Genomic DNA, 25,413 nt, shown 5'->3' on the forward strand with positions numbered 1-25,413 from the left:
GCGACCACCGGAAGGGCTGCCGTCGATTTGTGTCGGCTTCAGGGGCGAAGATGGACGACGTGCCCTGGACTACGACACCTCTCGTCGGCCGCTCTGCCGAGATGGCCGCCCTGCTCAGCGCCGTCGACGACGCCAGGACGCGTCGCGCCGGCGCCGTCCTGCTGTCGGGTGACGCCGGCGTCGGCAAGACCCGGCTGCTGGACGAGGTGGCCACCGGTGCGCACGAGCGCGGTTTCGGCGTCCTGGTCGGGCACTGCACCGATTTCGGCGACGCCGGCCTGCCGTACCTGCCGTTCACGGAGATCTTCGGCCGGCTGGCCGGTGACCGGCCCGACCTGGTCGAGAGCGTGCTGACCAACTTCCCCGCGATCGGCCGGCTGCTGCCCACCCACCGCCTGATCGGCGCCCAGCCTGTGCCGCAGGAGGGCCAGCTGGATCGGGGCGCCCTGTTCGACGCCGTCCTGGGCGCGTTCACCGCGCTGTCCACCAGCGAGCCGCTGCTGGTGATCGTCGAGGACGCGCACTGGGCCGACGACTCGACCCGGGACCTGATCGGTTTCCTGATCACCCGGCTGACCTCACAACGCCTGACCCTGGTCGTCTCCTACCGCAGCGACGACCTGCACCGCCGGCACCCGCTGCGCCGCCCGATCGCCGAGTGGTCCCGCAATCCCCGGGTGCGCCGGGTCAACCTGCTGCCCCTGGACGCCGACGAGTCCCGCACCCTCCTCAGCTCCCTGCTGACCGAGCCGCTGCCGGAATCCGAGGTACGACGCATCCTCGAGCGCGCCGGCGGGAACGCGTTCTTCACCGAGGAGCTGGTCGCCGCGGCCTCGATGGGCGACGGCGAGGCCGTACCGCCGGATCTGGCCGATCTTCTCCTGGTCCGGCTCGACCCGCTGTCCGACGACGCACGCCAGGTGGCCCGGGTGATCGCCGTGGCCGGGCGCCGGGTGCCGCACAATCTGCTGAGCGCCGTGGCCGGACTGCCCGAGCGTGAGCTCGACGTGGCGCTGCGTGAGCTCATCGACGCGCACATCATCGACGTACCGACCAGTGATCGCTACTACTTCCGGCACGCACTGCTGGCCGAGGCGGTGTACGACGATCTGCTGCCAGGCGAGCGGGTCCGGCAGCACGCGGCGTACGTGCAGGCGCTGAAGGACCAGACCGTCGCGGGTACGGCGGCTGAGCTCGCCGGGCACGCCACCCGGTCGCACAACCTGGCCGAAGCCTTCGACGCGCGAGTCCGGGCCGGCGAGGAGGCCATCTCGGTCGCCGCGCCGCAGGAAGCGCTGAAGCACTACGAGCTGGCCCTGGAGCTGTTCCCGAACAGGGCGCCCGAGAGCAGCATCGACAAGACCTGGCTGATCGTGCAGACCGCGACCGCGGCGACGCTGTCCTCGCAGCACCTGCGGGCGCTGAAGATCCTCCGCAAGGCGCTCGCCGAGCTGCCCGCGGACGCGCCGAAGCTGCGGCGGGCTCAACTGCTGCTGCCGCTGGCCGAGATCGCGCTGATCATCGACCAGGACAAGGAAGCCAACGAGGCGATCTCGCAGGCGCTCAAGCTGGTCAACGACGAGCCGGCCAGCGTGTTCAAGGCGCACGTCGCGTCGCTCTATGCCCGGGTCTCGGATGCGATGGGCCGGCCGATGGAGGCCGAGCGGTGGGCGCTGCGCGCGCTGGAGATCGCCCGAGAGGCCGGTCAGGAGGCCGCGATGGGCGACGCCGGGATCACCCTGGCCGTGCTCCGGCGGCGGGCCGGTGACCCGATCGGAGCGGTGCGACAGCTCGAGGAGGCCGCCGTCCGGGCGCAGTTGGCGGGAGACGCCTCGGCGGAGGTGCGGAGCCGGTTCCTGCTCGGCTCGACGCACTACGAGCAGGGCGACCTGCAGAACGCGAAGGCGGCACTGGCGCTCGCGATGAAGCGCGCCGGCGAGCTCGGCCGGCAATGGGCCGTGTACGGGTTCGACGCGCGACGGATGCTCGGGCTGACCCAATTCGTCCTGGGCGAGTGGGACGAGGCCGCAGCGACCGTCCGGACGGACTCGATGACGCCGAACGCTTCCGCGGCGGCGCTGCGGGCGGTGGAGTTCGCCGTCCGGGGTGGGCGCGGTGACACCTCGGTCGCGGAGGAGCTGGAGCGGCTGCGCAAGTGGTGGGATCTGGACGTGATGCTGCCGATCATCGGTCTGCAGCCGGCCGTGGACGCCTACCGGCAGCTGGACCAGCCCGCGGACGCGGAGAAACTGATCGCCGATGTGTCCGCGCTGTGTGCGGACGTGTTCCAGGCCGAGTGGTTCATGGCGCGGATCCGGTTCTCGACGCTCGGGCTGCAGGTGTTGTGTCACCGGGCTGTCGGCGAGCCGTCGGCCGCTGCGGAGCTGGTGGCCAAGGGCGCGGAGTTGCTCGCGGCCGGTCACGCAACGGCTGAGAAGGGTCTGCCGCCCGGGCGACTGATGGGTGTCGAGGGTCTGGCGTGGCTGGCGCGGCTGGAGGCGGAGTGGGAGCGGCTGCGGTGGCTGGCCGGGATCGATCCGCCGACGCCGGAGGACCACGTGTCGGTGTGGGAGCGGACGGTGGACGCGTTCGGGTACGGCTACACCTTCGAGCAGGCGTGGTCGCGGGTGCGGTTGTCGGCCGCGCTGCGGGCTGCCGGCCGTGTCGCGGAGGCGAACGAGCAGGCGGCACTGGCTGCCGAGGTGGGTCGTGAGCTGGCGTCGAAGCCGTTGCTGGACGAGAGCGGCGGCGTGGAGGCCGGCGGTGGGGCAGGCAGCCTGACGTCCCGGGAGAACGAGGTGCTCGCGTTGCTGGCCGAGGGGCGTACCAATCGGCAGCTGGCTCGGGAGCTGTACATCAGCGAGAAGACGGTCAGCGTGCACGTCTCGAACATCCTGGCCAAGCTCGGCGTCCGGTCGCGGACGGAGGCGGCCGCAGTCGCCCGCCGCGACGGCCTCCTCGACTGATCAGCCGGCGGCCCTGATCGGTCCGCTGGACCGATCAGGGCTGCTGGATGTCGCCCCTCCCGCGTCGCTCATGTTCGGCGCTGTGCGTGTCCGCCGAACATGAGCGAGCGGTGTGGGCGGAACCCGGGTGTGGGGCCCGGGCGTCTTGGGTCTGTCGCCGGGTCAGCCGTGGCCGCGGCGGCGAAGACTGGCCTCTGCCTCGGCCTGGCGGGCCGTGGCTCGTGCTCTGGCGCGGGCGATGTCGTCACTGGAGAGACCGCTCTCCGTCGGATCGTCCAGCCGGGTGATGTCGGTGAACACGTGCTGAGCGTGCCGCATTCTGGTCACAGCCAGTATCACGACCCCGGTCGCGATCAGCGCGATCACCACCCAGAGTTGCCACGCCATAGCCTCACCGCCCTGTACTCACCCCGTGTCCCCGAGTAATCACCATAGCTGCGTTCTCAGCGATTGGCGACGGTGTGTACGCATTCCGTTATTTCGGCGGGAAACTTCGTGCGTTTTGTTGCCAAATGCAATCACAAAGGGTGACCGGGCAACGATCCGGCCGCCTGGGAGAAAACTACTCTCAGTCACTGCGAGGGGTGAGCCGACCGCCCCGAAAGATGTATGCCGCCCGCCCATCGATGGGTTCACGGAACGCGATCACCTCGTGCACCCCGCGTTCCGGCTCGGCCGCGATCAGCCGGGACTCGTCCAGCGGGACGTACCGGGTCCGGCGCGGCTCCGGCAGCAGCACCTTCGCCGTCTCGCTCGTGGCCTCGTCCAGCACCCAGAACTCGCCGTCCTCCACGCTGACCGTCGCGCTCATCAGGACACCGTCGTACCGTCCGGTGACGAGCTCCGGGGAGATCTCGGCCGGCTCCGACGGCGGCTCCGGCCGTTTCGGCAGTTCGACTCCGGCGGTCTCCCGCAGCACGTGGCCGACCAGTTCGTCGTACAGGGCCGGGGTGTCGCCCCCGTTGGTGAGCAGCGCGACCGCGACGCCCTTGGCCGGGACCAGCCGGAAGTACGCGGACTGTCCGATCGTCCCGCCGTCGTGACCGTAGAGCGGGCCGCCCTCAGCGCTGAAGATCATCCAGCCGAGCCCCAGGTGCTCAGGGAATCCACCCGTCGGCGGTACGTCGACCTGCGGCTCCCACAAGCTGTCGATGGCCGGCCGGTCGAGCAGCGTCGCGTCCAGATAGGCCCGGCCGAAGGCGATCAGGTCGCAGGCGCTCATCGCCAGCAGCGCCCCGGCCGGCGCCATCGCATGCACGAGACTCCAGATCGGCGCGGCCTGCAGCGGCGCACCCGGCTTCGGCGACACATGCCCGTGCGCGGCGCGGTAGAGCAGCGCCTCGTCCGGGATCGTCGCCACGTGCTTCAGCTCCAGCGGTTCGACGATGTGCTCGCGCAGCAGCTCGTGGTACGGCTTTCCCCGCAGTACTTCGGCGATCCGGCCGAGGATGACGAACCCGGCATTGTTGTAGGAGAACCCGGCACCCAGCGGGACCTCCTGCGCGAGCCCGGGGACGACGTCGCGGACGTACAGCTCGACCCCGTCGTCACCGCGGGAGGTCGGCGTGAACGCGTCACCGGAGAAACCGCCGGTGTGGGTCAGCAGGTGCCGCGGTGTGACGGCGGCGGCCGCGCCCTCGTCGGCCAGCTTGAACTCGGGCAGGTAGTCGCGCACCGGCCGGTCGAGGTCGACCTTGCCCTCGGCGACCAACTGCATGATCAGCGTCGTCGTCCACAGTTTGGTGATCGAGCCGACCTGGAAGATCGAGTCGGTGGTCGCCTCGACACCGGTGTTCAGGTTGAGCACCCCGGCCGCCGCCGCGCTCACCTCCCCGTCGGCGAACACCGCGATCGATGCGGCCGGTACGTCGTACTTCCCGATCAGGCGAGCGAGGGTTTCGTCGAGCCAGGTTTGCACGGTGTGTCACTCCTTCGACAGGACGCGGATCAGGTTCGTGCCGAGGACCTTGCGGATGGTTGCCTCAGGCAATCCTCGGCGGAGCAGGGCTTCGGTGACCAGCGGCATCCCGGCCGGTCCTCCCAGACCGGGGACGAACAGCTCGGCGTCCAGGCCCTGGATGATCAGCGGCCGGTCGCAGGCTGGGATCTTCTCGGCGAACACTTCGGCGACGAAGTCGCTGCCCAGCCCGACGTGATCCTCACCAGCGACGTCGACGAGGTGCTCGATGTGGTCGGCCAGGTGATCGACGGTCGGCTTCTCGGCCTCGGTGAGGAAGCCGGCGAAGAAGTTCACGCAGACGACACCGCCGGTCGCGGCGATCCCGCGCACCTGCTCGTCGGTGAGGTTGCGGTGGTGCTCGCGCAAGGCGAACGCGCTGGAATGCGAGGCGACGACCGGCTTGGTCGCCAGCTCGAGGATGTGCTCGACGCCGGCGCGGCCGACGTGCGAGACGTCGACCAGGACGCCGAGCTCCTCCAGCAGACCGACCGCTTCGACGCCGGCGTGGGTGAGCCTGCTGCCGGTGGCGTCCTCACCCGATCCGTCGCCGAGCGCGCTGCGGCCGAAGTGCGTGAAGGAGACCATCCGGACGCCGAGCCGGTGCAGGGTCTGCAGGAGCTCGAGGTCGTTGTCGATCTGCGGACAGCCCTCGAGCGCCAGCACCAGCGCGATCTGGCCGGCCTCGGTGGCCGTGGTCAGGTCGTCGGCCGTCGTACAGAGCACGACCTGGTCGGCGTTGTGGTCGGCGATCTGGTGCGCGGCCTCGATCATCCGCAGCGTCTCGCGCAGCGCCCCTTCCGGCCGGAACTCGTCGTCGATGAACACCGGCAGCACCTGGACATCGATCCCGCCCGCAACCAACTGCGGGATCCACCGCTCACGGAAGTACGCCGCCCACGTTTCCTTCGGCCTCCGCGCCACGAGCATCAGCAAGTCGTTGTGCGCGTCCGCGACCAATGTGTCCCGGTGCAGGTCGTCCATCGAGCCCCCTCAGTCGGCCGGGGTCCAGAGTAGCCTCGGGTCGGTGAGAGTTCTGTCGGCTGCCGATGTCCGCCGTATCGTCTCGATGAGTGCTGCTATCGACGCCGTACGGGATGCGTTCCGGGAGCTGGCCGCTGGGAATTTCGTGTTGCCCGCGCGGCAGATCTTCGGGGACGGGACGGTTCTGGTGATGTCGGCGTACCACTCGCCGTCCGGGACCGCGGTGGTGAAGAAGATCGGCATCGCGCTCGATCAGGTGCCGGCGATCCGGGCCACGGTGATCTGGACCGGCGGCGGTGAACAGCTCGTCGCCGACGGCAGCTCGATCACCACCTTGCGGACCGGCGCGGTCGTCGGGGTCGCCACCGATCTACTCGCTCCGGCCGACGCGTCCCGGCTCACGCTGATCGGGACAGGTGCTCAGGCTCCCGACCAGGTCCGCGCGGTTCTCGCCGTACGACGCATTGCCGCAGTGACCGTCACCGGCCGCTCGGCCGATCGCGCCGCGGCCCTGAGCACGTCACTGACCGCCGAGTTCCCGGACGTGAAGTTCACGCCCAGCACGTCCGTCGACGACGCGATCGCCGATGCCGACATCGTGTGCTGCGCGACCTCGTCGTCCACCCCACTCTTCGAGGCCGACGCGCTCCCGGAACGCGTCCACGTCAACGCCATCGGCGCCTTCCGCCCCACCATGCGCGAACTCCCCCGCGACCTCCTCACCACCGCGTCCATCGTCATAGTCGACCAGCGGGAAGCCGCCCTGGAGGAATCCGGCGAGATCATCGACGCAGTGACCTCGGGCGCCCTCAGCACGGAGGACTTGCTGGAACTCGGCCCCGCACTGTCACAACCGTTGGAACCCACCGGCCGCACCGTCTTCAAGTCCGTCGGCATCGGCCCCCAGGACTGGGCCATCGCCGCCGCCCTCGCGAAGGCCTAGGTGGGATGGCGGACCGCCACACCATCACAATCGCGTCCGCGCGTCCGGCGCGAGCGTGGACGCGACCCGCCGCGTCACATGTGATGGGCCGGCGGTCCGCTCAGGTCCAGCGGAGGACGTCCTTGCGGTAGGCGTAGAGGAGGCCGACCGCGACGAAGGCGAGGAAGATGAACATCTCGATCAGCGTGGCGAAGCCCAGGGCGGCGAAGACGGTGGCCCAGGGGAAGAGGTAGATCGCGTCCACGGCGAAGATCACGTAGAGGTACGCGAACAGGTAGTACCGGATGTGGACCTGGGCCCAGCCCTCACCCACCGGGTCGACACCGGACTCGTAGGTCTTGAGCTTGCCCTCGGTCGGATAGGTGACGGTGAGCGCCTTGTTCAGCGCGAACGCGCCGAGCAGACCGGCCAGGCCCAGGACGACGACCGCCGCGATGACGCCATAGCTCTCCGACACGGACAGCAGCCTAGCCTCGATCCACGGATCGAGGCTTAGTTCGTACAGAGCAGAATCGAGTCGACCGCGACGTACGGGCCGTAGCCGGAGCGGACGTCGGCGACCTGCAACCGCAGCCGGGTGACGCCGAGGATCTTGTAGTTGAGCGAGGTCTCGGTCTCCTGCTTCTGCAGCACCGACGTCATCGCCGTCGTCCGTTGTGCAGCGACGTGCGTACAGTCCCGTCGGTCAGGTTGCCCAGCCAGTTCCGCACGAAGCTGCAGCCGGTCGAGTTGACCTCGCCCCAGACGTACCCGCCCTTGTCCGCCAGCAGATCCGCCTCAGCCCGCCGCGGCCCTTCCTTCGGCGGAACGATGTTGAACTGCGGCGTGGCATTCCCACCCGTCGCGAGCAGCCCCTTCTTGAAGATGCCGCGCCAGACGTAGTGCTTGAAGCTGATCATCGGCGAGATGGCAGCTGCGTACGGCGCTTGTGGCCCGACCGCGATCCGGTAGGTCCGGACCGATCCGGGCTGCACCGTCTTGATGGTGACGCTGGTGCCGGACGAGTACCCGTGGGCGACCTCCTGCCACCGGCGTGCGGACGGGATCCACTGGTGCAGCGGGATCCGGGTGCCCGTCTTCGGCGCCGGCGACAACGTGCCGATCACCGTGATCACGCCCTTGGTCGCGTCCGTGGTCCGGATGCTGTAGATCTTCGCCGTCCGTGCCGCTGCGGTGGCCGATGCCGTGAGCGCAACCGGTGCGGCGGCCGCCGTACTGCCGAGACTCAGCGCACTGTCCGCGGGTGCCGCCGGGGCGGCGCATCCGGTCAGCGCCAGCGCCAACAGTCCGACAATGACACGCCCGACAACATGCACAGGGCGACGGCCCATGGGAGCTCCCAGCAGGTGGATCACAACTTGATGGCGACACCCTGCCGTTTCTCACTCCGGATCGCAAGCGAGCCGCTGCGGAGTGTGACACTGGAGGATTTCGTCGTACCCGACGACGTCCAGCCACTAACACCCGTGTCCCAGGCTGTGGACCACCGGGGCTTCCGCATGGTTCTGTTCTAAGGGCGAACTAATATTGGGGTTATCGCCCTGACTGGGGGGATCGACCTGTCGCCCACGAAGCGGCCGGCCGGCCCAAGCTTCGACTTGGAGATGAACAGAACAGTGACCATCGAGGTCAAGCAGCTCGACCGCGTGGTGATCCGCTTCGCCGGCGACTCCGGTGACGGGATGCAACTCACGGGGGACAGGTTCACAGCGGAAACGGCGTCGTTCGGCAATGACCTGTCGACGTTGCCGAACTTCCCAGCAGAGATCCGGGCACCAGCCGGAACGCTGCCGGGCGTGTCGTCGTTCCAGCTGCATTTCGCCGACCACGACATCCTGACGCCAGGTGATGCGCCGGATGTGCTGATCGCGATGAACCCGGCCGCCCTCAAGGCGAACCTGCGCGACGTGCCGCGCGGCGCCACCCTGATCGTCGACACCGCCGACTTCACCGCCCGCAACCTGAAGCGGATCGGGTACGACGAGAACCCGCTGGAGACCGGTGAGCTCGACGGCTACCACGTCGTACCGCTGAACCTGACCGGCATGACGGTGGAGTCGGTCAAGGAGTTCGGGCTGTCCCGCAAGGACGCGTCGCGGGCGAAGAACATGTACGCCCTCGGCCTGGTGTCCTGGCTGTTCCAGCGACCGGTCGAGTCGACGATCACGTTCCTGGAGACCAAGTTCGCCTCCAAGCCGGACATCCGCGACGCCAACATCGCGGCGTTCCGCGCGGGCTACAACTTCGGCGAGACGGCCGAGGAGTTCTCGGTCCGGTACGAGGTGAAGCCGGCCAGGATGGCCACCGGTACCTACCGGAACATCTCCGGCAACCTCGCGCTGGCGTACGGCCTGGTGGCGGGCGCCCAGCGCGCCGGTCTGCCGCTGGTCCTCGGCGCCTACCCGATCACTCCGGCCTCCGACGTGCTGCACGAGTTGTCCAAGCTCAAGCGGTTCAACGTCACCACGGTCCAGGCCGAGGACGAGATCGCCGGTGTCGGTGCTGCGCTCGGCGCCTCGTTCGGCGGTGCGCTCGGCGTGACCACGTCGTCCGGTCCGGGCATCAGCCTGAAGTCCGAGACCATCGGCCTCGGCGTGATGCTCGAGCTGCCGCTGGTGGTCTGCGACATCCAGCGCGCCGGCCCCTCGACCGGGATGCCGACCAAGACCGAGCAGGCCGACCTGCTGCAGGTGATGTTCGGCCGCAACGGCGAGGCCCCGCTGCCGGTGCTCGCGGCCCAGTCCCCCGCGGACTGCTTCGCGATCGCGATCGAGGCGGCCCGGATCGCGGTCACCTACCGGACGCCGGTGATCGTGCTGTCCGACGGCTATCTGGCCAATGGCTCCGAGCCGTGGCAGATCCCGGTGGTCGAGGACCTGCCGACGATCGACCCGGACTTCACCCTCGAGCCGAACGCCACCAACGACAAGGGTGAGCCGACGTACCTCCCCTACCTGCGCGACCCGGAGACCCTGGCCCGTGCCTGGGCGATCCCGGGTACGGCGGGACTGGACCACCGGATCGGCGGTCTGGAGAAGGAGGACAAGACCGGCAACATCTCCTACGCCCCGGCCAACCACGACCTGATGATCCGCACCCGGCAGGCGAAGGTGGACGGGATCACCGTCCCGCCGCTCGAAGTGGACGACCCGGACGATGACGCGAAGGTGCTCGTCCTCGGCTGGGGCAGCACCTACGGCCCGATCGGCGCCGGCTGCCGCCGGGTCCGCAAGGTCGGCGGCAAGGTCGCGCAGGCTCACCTGCGGCACCTGAACCCGTTCCCGTCGAACCTGGGCGAAGTACTGAGGTCCTACGACAAGGTCCTCGTGCCGGAGATGAACCTCGGCCAGCTGGCGATGCTGCTGCGGGCCAAGTACCTGGTCGACGTGGTCTCGTACGCGCAGGTCAGGGGCATGCCGCTCGGCGCCGCGGAACTGGCCGAAGTGATCGGCAACCTGGTCGAGGAGACCGAGGGCATCGACGACGACGCCCGCCACCTCGGCGAGGCCGCGGCCAGCCTGACGCATGGCGAAGCGCTGCACACCGAGGCGAACGGCCGACCCAACGGCCAGTTGCACCACCAGGAGGGAGCGCGATGAGTACTGTCGATCTCGGCCTGCCGGGTCTGCCCGGAGGCCTGCGCGGCGTACCGGCCGCGACCGAGCCGCAGAACCGCAAGGAGTACGTGTCGGACCAGGAGGTCCGCTGGTGCCCGGGCTGCGGGGACTACGCCGTCCTGGCCGCTTTCCAGGGGTTCCTGCCGGAGCTCGGGATCAAGCGGGAGAACGTGGCGATGGTGTCCGGGATCGGCTGCTCGTCGCGGTTCCCGTACTACCTGTCGACGTACGGCATGCACTCGATCCACGGCCGCGCGCCGGCGATCGCGACCGGTCTGGCGGTGGCCCGTCCGGACCTGAGCGTCTGGGTGGTGACCGGTGACGGCGACGCGCTGTCGATCGGCGGCAACCACCTGATCCACACGCTGCGGCGGAACGTGAACATGAAGATCCTGCTGTTCAACAACCGGATCTACGGCCTGACCAAGGGTCAGTACTCGCCGACCTCGGAGCCGGGCAAGGTGACCAAGTCGACGCCGATGGGCTCGGTGGACAACCCGTTCAACCCGGTCTCGCTGGCGCTCGGCGCGGAAGCGACGTTCGTGGCCCGGACGGTGGACTCCGACCGCAAGCACCTGACGTCGGTACTGCGCGAGGCCGCGGAGCACCGGGGGACGGCGTTCGTGGAGATCTACCAGAACTGCCCGATCTTCAACGACAACGCGTTCGAGGCGTTCAAGGACCCGGAGACCCGGGACGACGCGATCATCCCGCTGGTGCACGGCCAACCGATCCGGTTCGGCACGGACGGCCGCCTCGGCGTGGTCCGCGACGGTTTCGCGTCGCTCGCCGTCAAGGAGGTCGCCGACCTCCCGAACGGCGAGGCCGACCTGGTCGTCCACGACGCCCACACCGACGACCCGGCGTACGCGTTCGCCCTGTCCCGGCTGACCGATGCCGGCGTCCTGCACCGCGCCCCGATCGGCGTCTTCCGCTCGGTCGACCGGCCGGCGTACGACGACATGGTCCGCCAGCAGATCACCACCGCCCAGGAAGCCCAGGGCACCGGCGACCTCCAGGCGCTCGTCACCGGCGCAGACACCTGGACAGTCAACTAACAAAGGCTTGGACGGCTTTCTGAAAGCCGTCCGGGTCTTCGATCCACGGGTAGTGCGCGACACCGTCGAGCACTACCCGTTCTGCGTTCGGCAGCGCCTTCAGCAGGCTGTCCGTGACGGCCGGTGGACGCAGATCCTCGGCGCCGTGGATGAGCAGGGTCGGTCCGGCGATCCGGCGGCAGGCCTCGGCCCGATCCGGCACGGCGCGGAGGGCGGCGAGCAGTGCGTCGGCACAGAGCTGGTTGGGTTCGAAGCGTGGGGTGTTGAGGCGGTTGGCGTGGTCCAGGGCTGTCGACCGATCGGCGAAACCCGTTGAAATACGGGCGATCCAGGGATCGTCGGAGGGTTCGCGGGCGAGGATCTCGGCGACGCGTCGGCGGTACGACGATGGTGGTCCGTCGAGACCGGTGCTCGATACCAGGACCAGGCGACTGATGTGGTCGAGGTGCACCCCGGCGTACTGGAGAGCCAGTGCCGCACCCCACGAGTGACCCATGAGCACGACCTTCGCGTGGCCGGTGCTCTGGCGGACTGTCTCGAGGTCGGCGACGAAGCGTTCGAGGGTGTAGGGCCCGCGGCGATCCGACCGACCGCAGCCTCGCTGGTCCCACCGATGAAGCCTGAACCCAGGCAGCGCGAGATCTTGGAAGACGTCCCACCACCCAGGCCCGCCGTGGACCAGGACGACGGGCGGGCCGTCACCGGTGACCTCGGTCCAGAGTTGGTAGCCGTCGTCAGTCGACAAGTGCGCCATAGACAGCGGCTCGCAGCTCGCGGCGGATGGGGTAACTGGAGGACGGACGCAGCTGGGTCAGGAAGATGACGATGAGTTCGTCGGCCGGGGAGACGAAGAACGCAGTCGAGGCGGCGCCACCCCAGAAGTACTCGCCGGGTGTGCCGATGGTCTGGGCCACGACCGGATCCAGCAACACCCCGAACCCCAGGCCGAACCCCTGTCCCTCGCGGCGCGTCTCCCCGCCGAAGTCGGCCATCGACGCCAGGTCGCGACCGTCCGGCAGATGGTTGGCGGTCATGAACCGCAGCGTCCGCGACCCGATGACCCGGATACCGTCGAGCGAACCGCCGCCGGCCAGCATCCGGCCGAACCGCAGGTAGTCCCCGGCGGTCGAGACCAGCCCGGCGACACCCGACAGGAACGTTCGGGGCCGGGTGTACGCGCTGGTCCGCGGATCGTCGGCGAGCGTGAAGCCTCCGTCGGCGAACGCATAACTCGCGGCCAGCCGGCCGATATTTGCCTCAGGCACCGAAAATCCGGTGTCCGCCATGCCCAGTGGATCGAAGATCCGCTCCCGCAGATAGCTGTCCAGCGGCAGCCCGCTGATCACCTCGCACAACAGGCCGACCAGGTCGGTGGAGATGCCGTAGATCCATCGGGTTCCCGGATCGGCCTGCAACGGCAGCTCCGCCAGCCGCGCGGGCAGCTCCGACAAGGGCTCGTCCGAGTCCATCCAGGTCAGCCCGGCCTCCTGGTAGAGCTGGCTGACCGGATGCTTGCCGTACGGCGCCGCTAGTCCCGAGGTGTGCATCAACAGGTCCCGCACCGTCATCTCCCGCGTGGACTCCCCCGCGCCGTAGACCTTCGGGCGGCCGAGTGCGGGCAGGTACTTCACGACCGGGTCGTTCAGCTGGAACAACCCCTCTTCGTAGAGCTGCATCAGCCCGAGGCTCACGATCGGCTTCGTCATCGAGTAGATCCGGAAAATGGTGTCCGGCCGCATCGCGATCCCGCGCTCGGCGTCCATCGACCCACACGTGTCGAACAGCACCACCCGGTCCCGCCGCGCCACCACGGTCACCGCGCCCGAGTAGCGCCCCGCCGCGACATACCGCCGTACCAGCTCCGACACCCGCGTCATCCCGAGCGAGGACATCCCGACCTCTTCAGGCCCAGCGGTCGACCACATCCAGCCTCCTCGTAACGTTCATTTCAAAATGTAGATCATCTGTTGCAGATGTTACAGGCACCGTTTCCTTGGCCGGCGGGTTAACTTGTCGGGGTGAACGACCGGGTGGTCCTGGTGGTGGCGTACGACGGTGTCGAACTGCTGGACATCGCGTGTGTGACGTCGTGTCTGGATATTGCCAATCGGATCGGTGCGAGTCCGCCGTACCGGGTTGTGCTGCTGACCTTGGGCGGACGCGCGATCACGTGTGACTCGGGTCTGCGGTTGCAGGCCGATGAAGCACTCGAGCGGTTCAAGGAGCCGTTTGACACGTTGCTGGTGTCAGGCGGGCTCGGGCACGAGAAGGCCGCAACGGATCGCGGGTTGGTCGGTCACGTACGACGGCTTGCCGCGCTGTCCCGTCGGGTCACGTCGGCGTGCACGGGTGCGACCGTGCTGGCGGAGGCCGGCCTGCTGAACGGCCGGCGGGTGACCACGCACTGGATGTATGCCGATCAACTCGCCGCCAACTACCCGGATGTCCAGGTCGACGCCGACCCGATCTACATCAGGGACGGGCACGTCGCGACGTCAGGTGGTGTCACGAGTGCACTGGATCTGACGCTGTCGTTCATCGAGGAGGATCACGGCGAGGCGCTGGCCCGCGGGGTCGCGATGGGGACGGTCGCGTACCTGCAACGGCCGGGCGGGCAGTCGCAGATGAGCATGTTCGTGGCGACCCGGCTGAGCGGCGATCTGCTGGTCCGCCGCATTCGCGACCACATCCACAGCCACCTCAACACCGACCTGAGTACGCCGGCACTGGCCCGGTTCGCCGGCGTCAGCGAGCGGCACCTGTCGCGGTTGTTCCTGACCCACGTGGAGCAGACGCCGGCGCAGTACGTGCGCGGTGTCCGGACCGAGGCGGCCGCACATCTGGTGGTGTCGGCCGAGCTTCCACTCGCGGCGGTCGCGCGGCAGTGCGGCTTCGGATCGACCGAGTCGCTGCGCCAGGCGTTCCTCGATCGGTACGGCGTACCTCCGTCGACGTACCGCCGGGAACGGGCCAGCTGACCGCAGGAATCCGGCAAGCTTCCGCACGGATCCGGACGCGATAGGCCGTCGGCAGACACCTCGGCCGCCGGTGTTCCGCAGGATCGGCCCATGACGAACACGGCAGCGCCTCGCGGCCTGGCCGCCCGGTGGCCGACCGCGCTGGCCCTGGTCACCATCGCCGGTGCACTCGTGCTGATCATCGGGACGGATCGTGAGGCCGAGTTCTTCGGGCCGGCGGTCGCGACGATGGCCGGGATCTACCTGATGGCGTACGCGATCGGGCGGCCGTGGACGGCCTGGGTCGCGTTCGCCGTACTGAGTGTGGTGGCGTCCGTGTTCCACACGCTGGCCGTGGCGGAGGTGTGGTCGGTCGAACCCGGCATCGGGATGGCGGCGGTGCTGGTCGTGCTGTGGTTGTGGGTCGTCGCTCGGCGCAGGTTCACCGAGTCGACGTTCTCGCTGGAGACCGCCGGGATGGTGTTCTTCGGGGCGATCACCGTGCTGGTGGTCGCAACTGAGTCGACGACGGCGATCGTCCTGGCCGGCCTCGGCTGGCTGTGCCACGGCGCGTGGGACGCCTACCACTTCCGCGTGAACAAGATCGTCAACCGCCCGTGGTCCGAGTACTGCGGCGTGATTGATCTAGCGGTCGGCACTTCCCTCCTGATCGCAGCCGCAGCCTGAGGAGATCGCATGACCTGGTTCATCACTGCACTGAAGAAGTACGCCGTCTTCAGCGGGCGGTCCCGGCGCAAGGAGTACTGGTTCTTCGTCCTGTTCGCGGTCCTCGTCTCCGGCGTACTGCGCCTGATCGACACCGCACTCGACCTGACCTGGGGCGACCGGTCGACGTTCGGCATCCTGCAGGCACTGTGGTGGCTCGCCGTACTGATCCCGAGCATCGCCGTCCTGGTCCGCCGGCTGCACGACACCAACCGCAGCGGCTGGTGGTGGTTCCTCAACCTCGTGCCCGTCATCGGCCCGATCGTCCTCGTCATCTTCGCCGCCCAACCCGGCACCCCCGGCCCCAACCCGCACGGCCAGAACCCCACAGCGAGCGAGCTCTCATGACCGACACCGAAGAACGCAACGTCAGAGCGGTGCCACGTCCACCGGTTGTTCCCCGAAGTCGGTCAGGGGCGGAAGACCCAGGGCGATCGCCGCCTTCAGGCGGTCCCAACCGTGCGGGCCGAAGGGTTCTGTGGCGTGGGTGAAGTGGTCTTCCAGGGTTCGTGAGGCCGCGACGGCGGCCTCGTGTTCGGTGTCGTCGATCAGACCGTTCCGGCGGGCCTCGGCCAGGTCGTCCCAGTCCATGGTGCCGATGCTTCCGTCCGGGCGGGAGTACGGGTCGAGTTCGAGGTCGACGTACGTCCACTCGTTGCCGATCAGCACCGGGGGCGTGCTCACGTCCGCGACCAGAACCCCGCTCGGCCGCCAGGTTGCGAACCACCAGCCGTCGCGCGGTACGAGATGCAGCGCGTGTTCACCCGGCCCGCCCGGGCTTGTCTGGGCGACCTCGCAGAAGGCGCCGTCGCCGTCGCGGTGTCGGGAGTGCTGAGGCGTGAAGAGCCAGGTGCCGTATTCGTCCGTCCCCAGCTGGTACGTCGGCCAGAGTCCACATCCCGTGGGGCGTTTGCGCTTCCGGACGAAGGTCGTCGGAGGAGTCACAGCAGGTCGCTCACGGTGTGGATGATCAGGCCGACCAGGGCGCCGACGACAGTGCCGTTGATGCGGATGAACTGGAGGTCGCGGCCGACGTGCAGCTCGATCCGGGCAGCGGCCTCGCGACCGTCCCAGCGTTCGATGGTGTCGGAGATGACCGAGACGATCTCGCTGCCGTACGTGCGGATGACGTACCCGACCGCCTCGGCCGCGCGGGCGTCCACCTTCGCCCGCAGCGCATCGTCGGTCTGGAGTCGTTTGCCCAGGTCCTGCAGGGCCTGGGTCGCACGGACTCGCAGCGTACTTTCGGGGTCGCCGATCGACTCGATCAGCGCGGTCCTGACGGCGTCCCACACCGCAGTGAGACTGGACCCCATGTCCGGGTGCGTCAGCATCCGGGCCTTGAACGTCTCGAACCGGTCCATCATCTCCGGGTCGTGCTGCAGGTCGTCGGCGAGCTGAGTGAGCAGCCGGTCGACCGCCATCCGGGCCGCATGCGTCGGGTTGTCCCGCACGTCGGCCAGCCATGCCAGCGCCTCGCGATGGATTCGGTCGATGACCAGCCGGTCGACCCAGTGCGGCGACCAGCGCGGCGCCCGCGGGCCGACGACCTCGGCCAGCAACTCCCGGTTGTCGCGCAGCCAGTCGTGCGCCTCGACCATCAGCAGGTCGAACAACGCATGGTGTGCGCCGTCGTCGACGACCGACTGCAGGAAGTGGCCGGCGATCGGGCTCAGCGGCTCCTTCACGAACCGCGGCAGCAGCGACCCCTGCACGAAGGCGGTCACATCCTCGTCGCCCAGCCTCGGCAACGCCGCGCCGATGGTCCGCGCGCCCTCGGCCACGATCCGCTCGGCATGGTTGCCGGTGGCAAGCCACTCACCGGCCCGGCGGCTCACCTCGGCGGTCCGCATCTTCTCCGCCACCACTTCCTCGGACAGGAAGTTCTCGGTGACGAACTGCTCCAGGCTCTCGGCCAGGCTGTCCTTGCGGGTCGGCACGATCGCGGTATGCGGGATCGGCAGCCCGAGCGGTCTGCGGAACAACGCGGTCACCGCGAACCAGTCCGCCAGCGCACCGACCATCGCGGCCTCGGCCGCCGCGTTCAGATACCCCCAGCCACCGTCGCGGTGCAGGGTGATCAGATAGACCACCGCCGCGAGCACCAGCAACGACAACGCCACCAACCGCATCTGCCGCAGCCCGCGCCGCCGAACCTCGTCGGCGGCGCTCAAGGTCAATGTCGCCATACCCCGATCTAACCAAGTCGCCGGTGATCACGCCCTCAGGTGACTACCTGAGTCGTCCCCGGCGATCCATCAGTCCGGAGATCAGCGCGAGGATCAGGCCGGCTATGGCGAGGCCGGCGCCGAGCCGGCTCGGCCATTCGTAGCCGTAGCCGGCGGCCAGTACGACGCTGCCGAGCCAGGCGCCGAGGGCGTTCGCGATGTTCAGCGTCGAGTGGTTGAGCGAGGCGGCCAGCGACTGACCTTCGTGCGCGACATCCATCAGCCGGGTCTGCAGCGCCGGGACCAGGATGCTCGCCGAGAATCCCATCGCGAACACCGCGATCAACGCGGTCGGCCTGGCCTGCGCGAGCCACCCGAACGACCCGAGCACGATGGCGATCGCGATCAGGCCGCCGTACAGGCTCCCCATCACGGACCGGTCGGCGAGGCGGCCGCCGACGACGGTGCCACACGTCATGCCGACGCCGTACACGGCCAGCACGATGGTGACCGCGGCCGCGGAGAAACCGGCCAGTTCCGTCATCGTCGGGGCGATGTAGGAGTACGTCGCGAACATGCCGCCGAACCCGACCATGCCGATCAGCAGCGCCATCCACACCTGCGGCCGGGCCAGCGCGCTCAGTTCGCTGCGGACGTTGACGTCACTGCCGACCGGCTGCGGCGTGATCCAGAACCAGACCGCCACAAGCGTCAGCAGTCCGAGTCCGCCGACCGCCAGGAACGCCGCCTGCCAGCCGAATTTCTGCCCCAGCAGCGTGGCCACCGGCACCCCGATGATGTTGGACACCGGCAGGCCGACCATGCTCATCGAGACCGCCCAGGCCCGCCGGTTGACCGGCACCAGCGAGGCGCCGACCACCGCGCCGATCCCGAAGAACGCACCGTGCGGTACGCCGGTCAGGAACCGCGCGGCCATCAGGAACTCGTAGCTGGAGGCAACGGCCGACAACACGTTGCCGAGCACGAAGACCGCCATCAGCCCGAGCAGCAGGCGCTTCCGCCCGGTCCGCGCGCCCAGCGCGGCGATCACCGGCGCACCAACCACGACACCGATCGCGTACGCCGAGATGAGGTGACCGGCGGTGGGGATCGAGATGTCCACCCCGTCGGCGATCTGCGGCAGCAGTCCCATCGTGACGAACTCGGTGGTCCCGATCGCGAATCCACCGGTCGCCAGCGCGAACAACGCGAGTCCGACGTGCCGCGCGGTGGTCCTGCTGTCAGGAGTTACTGAGGCGGTCACACCTGATTGTCGCATTGACCAGCAGACCCGCCACGAGCAGGCAGACCACGTCACCGTTGAGGTCGGGAGATGGCCGTGGGAGCATCCGGCATGGGCAATTTTGGCGACCACCAGCTGGGCATCTACCTGCAGGGCATGTTGCAAGGAACCAGGCCGGAGATCACCACCGATCTGGGCCGGCTGGAGTCCCAAGCGGCCGGGAAGTTGTCGGCCGAGGCCATGGGGTACATCGTGCCGAGCGCCGGCAGCGGTGCGACCGCGAGGGCGAACCTGGCCGCGTTCGATCGCTGGCGGTTGGTGCCGCGGATGCTCCGGGGCAGCACCGAGCGAGACCTGTCCTGCACGATCCTCGGTACGCCGATGCCGGCGCCGGTGCTGATCGCGCCGATCGGCGTACAGACACTGGCCCACCCCGACGGCGAACTGGCGACCGCACGGGCCGCGGACGCACTCGGGTTGACCTACACACACTCGACGCAGGCGAGCCACGCGTTCGAGCAGATCGAGGCGAGCAGCAAGTGGTACCAGCTCTACTGGCCGACCGATCGCGACGTCTGCCTGAGCTTCCTGCAGCGCGCGAAGGCCGGCGGGTACGGCGTTCTGGTCGTCACCCTCGACACCGGGACACTCGGCTGGCGACCGGCCGATCTGGACCGCGGGTTCCTGCCGTTCCTCAAGGGCGAAGGGCTGGCGAACTACTTCAGTGACCCGGCCTTCCAGGCGAAGCTGGTCAAGCCGGTCGCGGAGGACCCGGCCGCGGCGGTGATGCACTGGGCGCAGATGTTCCCGAACGTCGGGCTGAGCTGGGACGAACTGTCGTTCCTGCGGGACAACTGGGACGCGCCGATCGTGCTCAAGGGGATCACGTCGGTCGACGACGCCAAGCTCGCGGCCGAGAACGGTGTCGACGGCATCGTCGTGTCGAATCACGGCGGCCGCCAGGTCGACGGCGCGATCGCGTCGCTGGACGCGTTGCCCGCGATCGCCGAGGCGGTGGGCGAGCAACTGACCGTGCTGTTCGATTCGGGTGTTCGCACCGGCGCGGATGCGGCGAAGGCGCTCGCACTCGGCGCGAAGGCGGTGCTGCTCGGGCGGCCGTTGATGTACGGTCTCGCGCTGGCCGGTCAGGCGGGTGTCGAGCATGTCCTGCGGTGTTTCCTGGCCGAGCTCGATCTCACCCTGGCCCTGTCCGGGTACGCGAATCATCGCGAACTGAACCGCGACTCGTTGGTCCGGGCATGAAGGCGGTCGTCTTCGACCTCGACAACACGCTCTTCGATCACACCGAGTCGGCCGCTGCCGCGGTCCGCAGTTGGCTGCCAGAGCTTGGCGGTACGGCGTCCGACGCGTTGGTCGCGCAGTGGTTCGTGATCGAGGAGCGCAACTTCAATCAGTGGCTGAACGGTGTCGTCACTCATCAGGGGCAACGGCGCGGGCGACTGCGCGATTTCCTGCCGCTGCTCGGGCATCCGGTGCCAGAGCTCGACGAGGACCTCGATCAGCTCTACACCGGGTACCTGCGCCACTACGAGGCAAGCTGGGCTGCCTACCCGGACGCGCGACCCGCCCTGGAAGTTGCCCGCAGCAATGGCCTCGAGGTCGGTGTGCTGACGAACGGGAGCACGACGCAGCAGAACGCCAAGCTGGCCGCGATCGGGCTGGCCGACCTGGTCGACGTCGTCTGCACCTCGGAGTCCCTCGGCGTCAGCAAGCCGGATCCGCAGGCCTATCTACAGACCTGCAGCGCCCTCGGCGTCGAGCCGGCTGACACCGTGATGATCGGCGACAACCTCGAACTGGACGTCCTGGCGGCCCGGAAGGCTGGGCTGACCGCCCATCACCTCGACCGGGCCGCCGGAATCACCCTTCTGGACCTGGTCAGATCCCGCAGTTAGGCGCATCCCAGACGTTGCTCGTTCTGATGTCCGCGTGCGTGTGGTCGTTGTGGCCCGGGTAGCCCGGACCGAAGATGCCGCCGAAGCCGTGGTTGCGGGCCTGCTTGGCCAAGGTGCACAGCGAGTGCACACCCACCAGGTCGGCCGACCGGCCGTACAGGTGCTGGCTGTTGCTCGCGCCGCCGACCGCGTTGTTGCACGGGATGCTGCGGAACCCGCTGCTGACGTTCAGCGGCTGGTCGCCGAGTGCGTGCCGCATCGCCTCGAGCTGCCACATGGTCTGCAACGCATTCGCCTTCGTCGCCGCCTCACTGAGCGGCCCGCCGTCGAACCCGGAGCCGCCGCAACCGTCGTCCAGCTCGGCGTAGGTGAAGTGGATCGGCGTGCAGTCGTCGTCCTGCAGTTCGTAGATCTTGCTGAACGTGGCCGGCCCGGCGATGCCGTCGGCTCCCAGCCCGTACGCCGACTGGAACCGCTGCACAGCCGCCTTGGTGGCCGGCCCGAAGGCACCGTCGGTCGCCAGGTGACCGCCGTACCCGGGCCAACCGGCCACCCGGATCTGCAGTTGGCGCACGTCCTCCCCGCTGGCGCCTTGGGAGAGGGTGCGACCCCAGGTGTAACAGCCGTCGGCGTGGGCCTTGGTCGCGGTGACCACCTGGGTTGTCACGGTCGCGGCGAGCATCGCGGCGAACAACGCCAGGATGGCCAGGATTCTGGGAAGAGGCTTGCTGAAGATCTGGGACATCGGACACCTCCGGGGCGGTGAAGGACCTGTCCGAGCCAGCATCGCGGCAGTATCCACCGGTTGGCCAGAGTTCGGCGGAACTTTTCTCCGAGGGCAAGGCCACGAAGGGCACGCCGATCCTGGCGCTGTACGTGCCGGTCTAGATCCAGGAGTGGAGGTCGGCGGCGTCCTTGGCGAAGCGGTCCGGGGAGTCGTCGGCGACGAACTCCAGGAGGGCGTTGATCTCCCGGTCCTCGGCGGCGAGGCGGCTGAGGACCGGGCGCCACAACGACTCGCGACCGGAGAGTGGGAGCCGGGTGTTCGACGGCCACCAGGAGAAGACGTGGACAGTGGTCAGCCAGGGCATCAGGGCCTCGAGTTGCTCGAGACACTGGGCGTCACTCAGGTCGACCGGCGGCTGCCAGTAGGTCTTGAGGTTCGGCGCACCGACGTCGAGCAGCAACGTGATCGTCGAGTCGACCTCGTCGGTCAGCGTATTGCGGTGGAACTCCATCGCGATCTCGATGCCGGCACTGGCTGCCACGTCGGCCAGCTCGGCCAGCCCACGGGTGACCGCCATCCGGTCCCCCACCCCGGCTTCCGCCGTACTGACGTTGCCCGCCCACACGCGGATCCGGGGGGCGCCGAGCGCCTCGGCCGTGGCGACGGCGGAGCGCATCTCCTCGCGGTCCACACTGCCGGCGCGCAGATAGGAGCCGTACGCCGCGATCGCCAGCCCGCGGTCCTCGCACAGCGCCTTCACCCGCTTGGCGGTCGCCAGATTCCCGAGCGGCACATGGACGTCGCCACCCCACTCGATCGCCGCCAACCCCGCACCGGCCGCAACCTCAACCACCTCGTCGGCTGGCAACTGGCGGAACGTCACCGAGACCAGACCGGTCCTCACAGCCACGCGTGCCTCCTCGTGTTCACCCCTCCATCCAACCGCATCACACCAGCCCGCCAGGTGGTGCGGCCGCCGGTGGACAACGGGCCGTCTCACGTCATGAGCAAAATAGTCAGATGCGGCTGTCGAAGGATTAGGCTGAGCAGCGTGCCAGAACAGCGGAGAGGCTTCGTCTACGGCCTTTCCGCGTACCTGGTCTGGGGTCTGTTCCCGCTCTACTGGAAGCTGCTGGACCGCTCCGGCGCGATCGAGGTGCTGGCCCACCGGGTCCTCTGGTCGATGGTGACGATCGCCCTGCTGGTCGTCGTACTGCGGAAGTTCGGCCGGGTGAAGGCGGTCCTGCGGGACCCGCGGCGGCGGTGGCGATTGATCGCGGCGGCGGTGCTGATCTCGGTGAACTGGGGCACCTACATCTGGGGCGTGCAGAACAACCGGATCGTGGAGACGTCCCTCGGTTACTTCATCACGCCGCTCTTCACCGTGCTGCTCGGCGTCCTGGTGCTCAAGGAGCGCCTGCGGACGGTGCAGTGGGCCGCGCTCGCGATCGCCTTCGTCGCGGTGATCGGACTGACGATCGAGAACGGCCGGCCGCCTTGGGTCGCGCTCATCCTGACCTTCTCGTTCGGGCTGTACGGGCTGGCGAAGAAGCAGGCCGGCGCCGGGGCGATCGAGGGGATGGCGATCGAGACCGCCACCGTCGCACCGGTCGCGCTCGCGGCAATCGTCGTACTGGGTGCGCAGGGGCAGTCGACGGTCGCGGACAACGGCGTCTGGTACCTGATCGTGCTGCTGCTGGCCGGGCCGATCACGTCGGTCCCGCTGATGCTGTTCGGCGCGGCCTCGACCCGGGTGTCGATGACGACGCTCGGGCTGCTGAACTACATCACGCCGAGCATGCAGTTCGCGCTCGCGGTGCTGCTGTTCCACGAGGCGATGTCGCCGATGCGGTGGGCAGGCTTCGGGCTGGTGTGGTTCGCGCTGGCGATCTTCACCTGGGACACGATGGCGCACCGGCGCCGGATCCAGTCGCTCGAACGGGCCGCGATGACCGCCTCCGCAGTGTGACTGTTCGATTTCTCCTTGCTACTGAGGGCAACCTAAGCCTTATGACGTTCACCTGACCTTCACTCAGTTACCGCCTGGCCTCCCTAGGGTCCCGGGCGTGACCAAGTTCCTGCCGCTGATCAGCCAGATCGGCACCCGCCACGGGTCCCGAAGCTTCCGCACCTGCGAACTCAAGTGCGCCAACCAGTGTGACCACCCGGAGCCGAACACCTCCGGCAACGAGCACATCCAGACCGTGATGCGGTCCGCGTTCTCGCGCCGCAACGTCCTCAAGGTCGGCGCAGCCGGAGTCGCGGCCGCCGGAGTCGGCGCGCTCGCGGCCAACCTGACCCCCGCGGCCGCCGACCAACCGGTCGGTGCCGGCTCCGGCGGCGAGAGCGGTAACGGCGCCTTCCCCGGCTTCGGCAAGCATGGTGCGCTGACGCATAGCGTCGTACCGCCGAACCGCAAGGACGACATCGTCATCCCGCACGGCTACGAGCAGGGCGTCATCATCGGCTGGGGCGACCCGGTCGAGTCCGGCGCGCCGACGTTCGACGCGTACAAGCAGACGCCCGAGGCGCAGGCCAAGCAGTTCGGCTACAACAACGACTACACGATGATCGTGCCGCTCCGCGACGACCGGAAGGCACTGCTCGTCTGCAACCACGAGTACACCGACGAGAACCTGATGTTCCCGACCGGCAAGTACGACCAGAAGACGATCGCTCGCATCGGCCTGGCCGCCCACGGCATGACCGTCGTCCAGATCGAGCGCGTCGGCCGCAGCGGCCAGTGGCGCCGGGACAAGCAGGGCTCGAAGTACAACCGCCGGATCACCGCCACCACCAAGTTCGAGGTCACCGGCCCGGCCGCGTCCGACCCGCGGGTCGGAAAGGTTGCCTACGGCACCTTCGGCAACTGCGCCGGCGGCGTCACCCCGTGGGGCACCATCCTGTCCGGCGAGGAGAACTTCAACGGGTACTACGACGTGTCCGGGACCGTCCCGGCCGAGTACGTGGACAGCTACAAGCGGTACGGCGTACCGACGACCGTGACCAAGTCCGCGCGGGAGTGGAGCACCGTCGACCCGCGGTGGGACCTGAGCAAGACGGCGACCGAGGTGTTCCGGGCCGGCTGGATCGTCGAGGTCGACCCGTACGACCCGAAGGCGGCGCCGAAGAAGCGGACCATGCTGGCCCGGCTCAAGCACGAGGGTGCGACCACCACGATCACCGCCGACGGGCGGATCGCGGTGTACCTCGGCGACGACGAGAAGGGCGAGTACATCTACAAGTTCGTCTCGGCCGGCAAGTACGACTCCGACAACCGGCGGAAGAACTTCGGCCTGCTCGACGAGGGCACCCTGTACGTCGCCAAGTTCACCGGCGACGGCACGGCGGACGGCCTGTACGACGGAGTCGGGCAGTGGATCCCGCTGACCACGGACAAGAAGTCGTTCATCGACGGCATGTCCGTGCAGGACGTGCTGATCAACACCCGGTTCGCGGCGGACAAGGTCGGCGCGACCCGGATGGACCGGCCCGAGGACGTCGAGCGCAACCCGGTGAACGGCCGGATCTACGCCGCGCTGACGAACAACGACAACCGGGGTGCGAAGTTCCCGGCCGACGAGGCGAACCCGATCGTCACGTCGCACACCCGCGACACCCTGGACGGGCCGCTGATCGAAAAGGCCGGCAACCGGAACGGGTACATCCTCGAACTCAGCGAGGAAGGCGATGACGCGGCCAAGACCGGCTTCTTCTGGACGCTCTTCCTGGTCTGCGGCGACCCGGCCGCGCAGGAGACGTACTTCGGCGGCTTCGACAAGACCAAGGTGAGCCCGATCTCGTGCCCGGACAACGTCAGCTTCGACGGCTCCGGCAACCTGTGGATCTCCACCGACGGCAACGTGCTCGGCTCCAACGACGGCATCTTCACCGTCCCGGTGGCCGGCCCGAACCGCGGTCAGGTCAAGCAGTTCCTGTCCGTGCCGTTCGCTTCGGAGGCCTGCGGCCCGTTGGTGTCGGAGGACGACAAGACCGCGTTCGTCGCTGTTCAGCACCCGGGTGAGACCGACGACGCGACCTTCGAGAAGCCCACCTCGACCTGGCCGCACACCCACAAGTACCCGCGTCCGGCGATCGCCTGCGTCTGGCGGCGTGACGGCGGCCGCGTCGGTAGCTGAGGTTTCCGAGTC

The 25,413-nt window shown here is 68.7% G+C and carries 24 protein-coding genes; 11 read left to right on the forward strand and 13 right to left on the reverse strand.

The features are described from left to right. The first annotated feature begins 50 nt into the window (after positions 1 to 50). Positions 51 to 2,966 carry a helix-turn-helix transcriptional regulator gene (locus tag EV652_RS46015; protein WP_132209814.1) on the forward strand — a complete coding sequence of 972 codons (2,916 nt, stop codon included), beginning with the start codon at positions 51 to 53 and terminating at the stop codon, positions 2,964 to 2,966. A 162-nt stretch (positions 2,967 to 3,128) separates the two neighbouring features. Here the strand turns inward: EV652_RS46015 and EV652_RS15395 are convergent, their stop codons facing one another. The 3 genes from EV652_RS15395 to EV652_RS15405 form a co-directional block, all read right to left on the reverse strand. Beyond that, positions 3,129 to 3,353, reverse strand: a complete 225-nt coding sequence (locus EV652_RS15395; RefSeq protein WP_132209815.1) for a hypothetical protein — start codon at positions 3,351 to 3,353, stop codon at positions 3,129 to 3,131. Between the two features lie 181 nt (positions 3,354 to 3,534). Further along, positions 3,535 to 4,884: a serine hydrolase domain-containing protein gene (locus tag EV652_RS15400; RefSeq protein ID WP_132209816.1), complete on the reverse strand. Its 1,350-nt coding sequence runs from the start codon at positions 4,882 to 4,884 to the stop codon at positions 3,535 to 3,537. 6 nt (positions 4,885 to 4,890) lie between these two features. Further along, entirely contained in the window at positions 4,891 to 5,907 is a 1,017-nt protein-coding gene (locus EV652_RS15405) for a dipeptidase (RefSeq protein WP_132209817.1), read from the reverse strand. Between the two features lie 43 nt (positions 5,908 to 5,950). Here EV652_RS15405 and EV652_RS15410 point away from each other — a divergent pair, with 43 nt between their 5' ends. Further along, the gene (locus EV652_RS15410) at positions 5,951 to 6,850 is read left to right on the forward strand and encodes an ornithine cyclodeaminase family protein (protein ID WP_132209818.1); all 900 of its coding nucleotides are present in this window, start codon (positions 5,951 to 5,953) and stop codon (positions 6,848 to 6,850) included. A 100-nt stretch (positions 6,851 to 6,950) separates the two neighbouring features. On the opposite strand, the gene EV652_RS15415 is transcribed toward EV652_RS15410, so the two are convergent. Genes EV652_RS15415 through EV652_RS15420 form a run of 3 tightly spaced genes read right to left on the reverse strand, consistent with a single transcriptional unit; the run spans position 6,951 to position 8,181 of the window. Further along, the gene (locus EV652_RS15415) at positions 6,951 to 7,307 is read right to left on the reverse strand and encodes an NADH-quinone oxidoreductase subunit A (RefSeq protein ID WP_132209819.1); all 357 of its coding nucleotides are present in this window, start codon (positions 7,305 to 7,307) and stop codon (positions 6,951 to 6,953) included. A 35-nt stretch (positions 7,308 to 7,342) separates the two neighbouring features. Continuing rightward, positions 7,343 to 7,492, reverse strand: coding sequence for a hypothetical protein (locus EV652_RS45285; RefSeq protein WP_242001788.1), 150 nt, complete (start codon positions 7,490 to 7,492; stop codon positions 7,343 to 7,345). Next, positions 7,489 to 8,181, reverse strand: coding sequence for a hypothetical protein (locus EV652_RS15420; RefSeq protein ID WP_242001789.1), 693 nt, complete (start codon positions 8,179 to 8,181; stop codon positions 7,489 to 7,491). The genes EV652_RS45285 and EV652_RS15420 overlap by 4 nt, the downstream gene beginning before the upstream one ends. A 273-nt stretch (positions 8,182 to 8,454) precedes the next feature. On the opposite strand from EV652_RS15420, the gene EV652_RS15425 reads away from it, so the two are divergent. Together EV652_RS15425 and EV652_RS15430 are read left to right on the forward strand one after the other, a co-directional pair. Next, positions 8,455 to 10,449 carry a 2-oxoacid:acceptor oxidoreductase subunit alpha gene (locus EV652_RS15425; protein WP_242001790.1) on the forward strand — a complete coding sequence of 665 codons (1,995 nt, stop codon included), beginning with the start codon at positions 8,455 to 8,457 and terminating at the stop codon, positions 10,447 to 10,449. Then, a complete protein-coding gene (locus tag EV652_RS15430; RefSeq protein WP_199238205.1) occupies positions 10,446 to 11,525 on the forward strand; it encodes a 2-oxoacid:ferredoxin oxidoreductase subunit beta in 1,080 nt (359 codons plus the stop codon). Before EV652_RS15425 ends, EV652_RS15430 begins: the two co-directional genes overlap by 4 nt. Here the strand turns inward: EV652_RS15430 and EV652_RS15435 are convergent. Both EV652_RS15435 and EV652_RS15440 read right to left on the reverse strand, forming a co-directional pair. Further along, complete coding sequence (locus tag EV652_RS15435; protein ID WP_132209820.1) at positions 11,518 to 12,279, reverse strand: alpha/beta fold hydrolase; 762 nt, start codon at positions 12,277 to 12,279, stop codon at positions 11,518 to 11,520. The genes EV652_RS15430 and EV652_RS15435 overlap by 8 nt on opposite strands. Next, positions 12,260 to 13,450, reverse strand: a complete 1,191-nt coding sequence (locus EV652_RS15440; RefSeq protein ID WP_132209821.1) for a serine hydrolase domain-containing protein — start codon at positions 13,448 to 13,450, stop codon at positions 12,260 to 12,262. The genes EV652_RS15435 and EV652_RS15440 overlap by 20 nt, the downstream gene beginning before the upstream one ends. 93 nt (positions 13,451 to 13,543) lie before the next feature. Between EV652_RS15440 and EV652_RS15445 the strand changes: the two genes are divergently transcribed. From EV652_RS15445 to EV652_RS15455, 3 genes are all read left to right on the forward strand, one after another. Continuing rightward, the gene (locus EV652_RS15445) at positions 13,544 to 14,503 is read left to right on the forward strand and encodes a GlxA family transcriptional regulator (RefSeq protein ID WP_132209822.1); all 960 of its coding nucleotides are present in this window, start codon (positions 13,544 to 13,546) and stop codon (positions 14,501 to 14,503) included. Between the two features lie 90 nt (positions 14,504 to 14,593). Then, positions 14,594 to 15,169 carry a hypothetical protein gene (locus EV652_RS15450; protein WP_132209823.1) on the forward strand — a complete coding sequence of 192 codons (576 nt, stop codon included), beginning with the start codon at positions 14,594 to 14,596 and terminating at the stop codon, positions 15,167 to 15,169. Between the two features lie 9 nt (positions 15,170 to 15,178). Then, positions 15,179 to 15,556, forward strand: a complete 378-nt coding sequence (locus EV652_RS15455; RefSeq protein ID WP_132209824.1) for a DUF805 domain-containing protein — start codon at positions 15,179 to 15,181, stop codon at positions 15,554 to 15,556. 21 nt (positions 15,557 to 15,577) lie between these two features. On the opposite strand, the gene EV652_RS15460 is transcribed toward EV652_RS15455, so the two are convergent. The 3 genes from EV652_RS15460 to EV652_RS15470 are packed head-to-tail and all read right to left on the reverse strand — an operon-like array spanning position 15,578 to position 18,640. After that, positions 15,578 to 16,153: a ribonuclease FAU-1 family protein gene (locus EV652_RS15460; protein WP_132209825.1), complete on the reverse strand. Its 576-nt coding sequence runs from the start codon at positions 16,151 to 16,153 to the stop codon at positions 15,578 to 15,580. Then, positions 16,150 to 17,397 (reverse strand): DUF445 domain-containing protein, encoded by a 1,248-nt coding sequence (locus tag EV652_RS15465; protein ID WP_132209826.1) that lies wholly within the window; start codon positions 17,395 to 17,397, stop codon positions 16,150 to 16,152. Before EV652_RS15465 ends, EV652_RS15460 begins: the two co-directional genes overlap by 4 nt. Before the next feature lie 43 nt (positions 17,398 to 17,440). Then, positions 17,441 to 18,640 (reverse strand): MFS transporter, encoded by a 1,200-nt coding sequence (locus EV652_RS15470; RefSeq protein WP_242001791.1) that lies wholly within the window; start codon positions 18,638 to 18,640, stop codon positions 17,441 to 17,443. 90 nt (positions 18,641 to 18,730) lie between these two features. Here EV652_RS15470 and EV652_RS15475 point away from each other — a divergent pair, with 90 nt between their 5' ends. After that, the gene (locus EV652_RS15475) at positions 18,731 to 19,882 is read left to right on the forward strand and encodes an alpha-hydroxy-acid oxidizing protein (protein WP_132209828.1); all 1,152 of its coding nucleotides are present in this window, start codon (positions 18,731 to 18,733) and stop codon (positions 19,880 to 19,882) included. Continuing rightward, the gene (locus tag EV652_RS15480; RefSeq protein ID WP_132209829.1) at positions 19,879 to 20,535 is read left to right on the forward strand and encodes an HAD family hydrolase; all 657 of its coding nucleotides are present in this window, start codon (positions 19,879 to 19,881) and stop codon (positions 20,533 to 20,535) included. Before EV652_RS15475 ends, EV652_RS15480 begins: the two co-directional genes overlap by 4 nt. Here the strand turns inward: EV652_RS15480 and EV652_RS15485 are convergent. After that, positions 20,519 to 21,280: a D-Ala-D-Ala carboxypeptidase family metallohydrolase gene (locus EV652_RS15485; RefSeq protein ID WP_242001792.1), complete on the reverse strand. Its 762-nt coding sequence runs from the start codon at positions 21,278 to 21,280 to the stop codon at positions 20,519 to 20,521. The genes EV652_RS15480 and EV652_RS15485 overlap by 17 nt on opposite strands. A 139-nt stretch (positions 21,281 to 21,419) precedes the next feature. After that, the gene (locus EV652_RS15490; protein WP_132209830.1) at positions 21,420 to 22,172 is read right to left on the reverse strand and encodes a sugar phosphate isomerase/epimerase family protein; all 753 of its coding nucleotides are present in this window, start codon (positions 22,170 to 22,172) and stop codon (positions 21,420 to 21,422) included. A 141-nt stretch (positions 22,173 to 22,313) separates the two neighbouring features. Here EV652_RS15490 and rarD point away from each other — a divergent pair, with 141 nt between their 5' ends. Continuing rightward, a complete protein-coding gene (gene rarD, locus EV652_RS15495; RefSeq protein ID WP_132209831.1) occupies positions 22,314 to 23,231 on the forward strand; it encodes an EamA family transporter RarD in 918 nt (305 codons plus the stop codon). Between the two features lie 97 nt (positions 23,232 to 23,328). After that, positions 23,329 to 25,401, forward strand: a complete 2,073-nt coding sequence (locus EV652_RS15500) for a PhoX family protein (protein WP_132209832.1) — start codon at positions 23,329 to 23,331, stop codon at positions 25,399 to 25,401. Positions 25,402 to 25,413: the final 12 nt, after the last annotated feature.

The organism is Kribbella steppae (genome assembly GCF_004342025.1).
GTDB classification, from domain to species: domain Bacteria; phylum Actinomycetota; class Actinomycetes; order Propionibacteriales; family Kribbellaceae; genus Kribbella; species Kribbella steppae.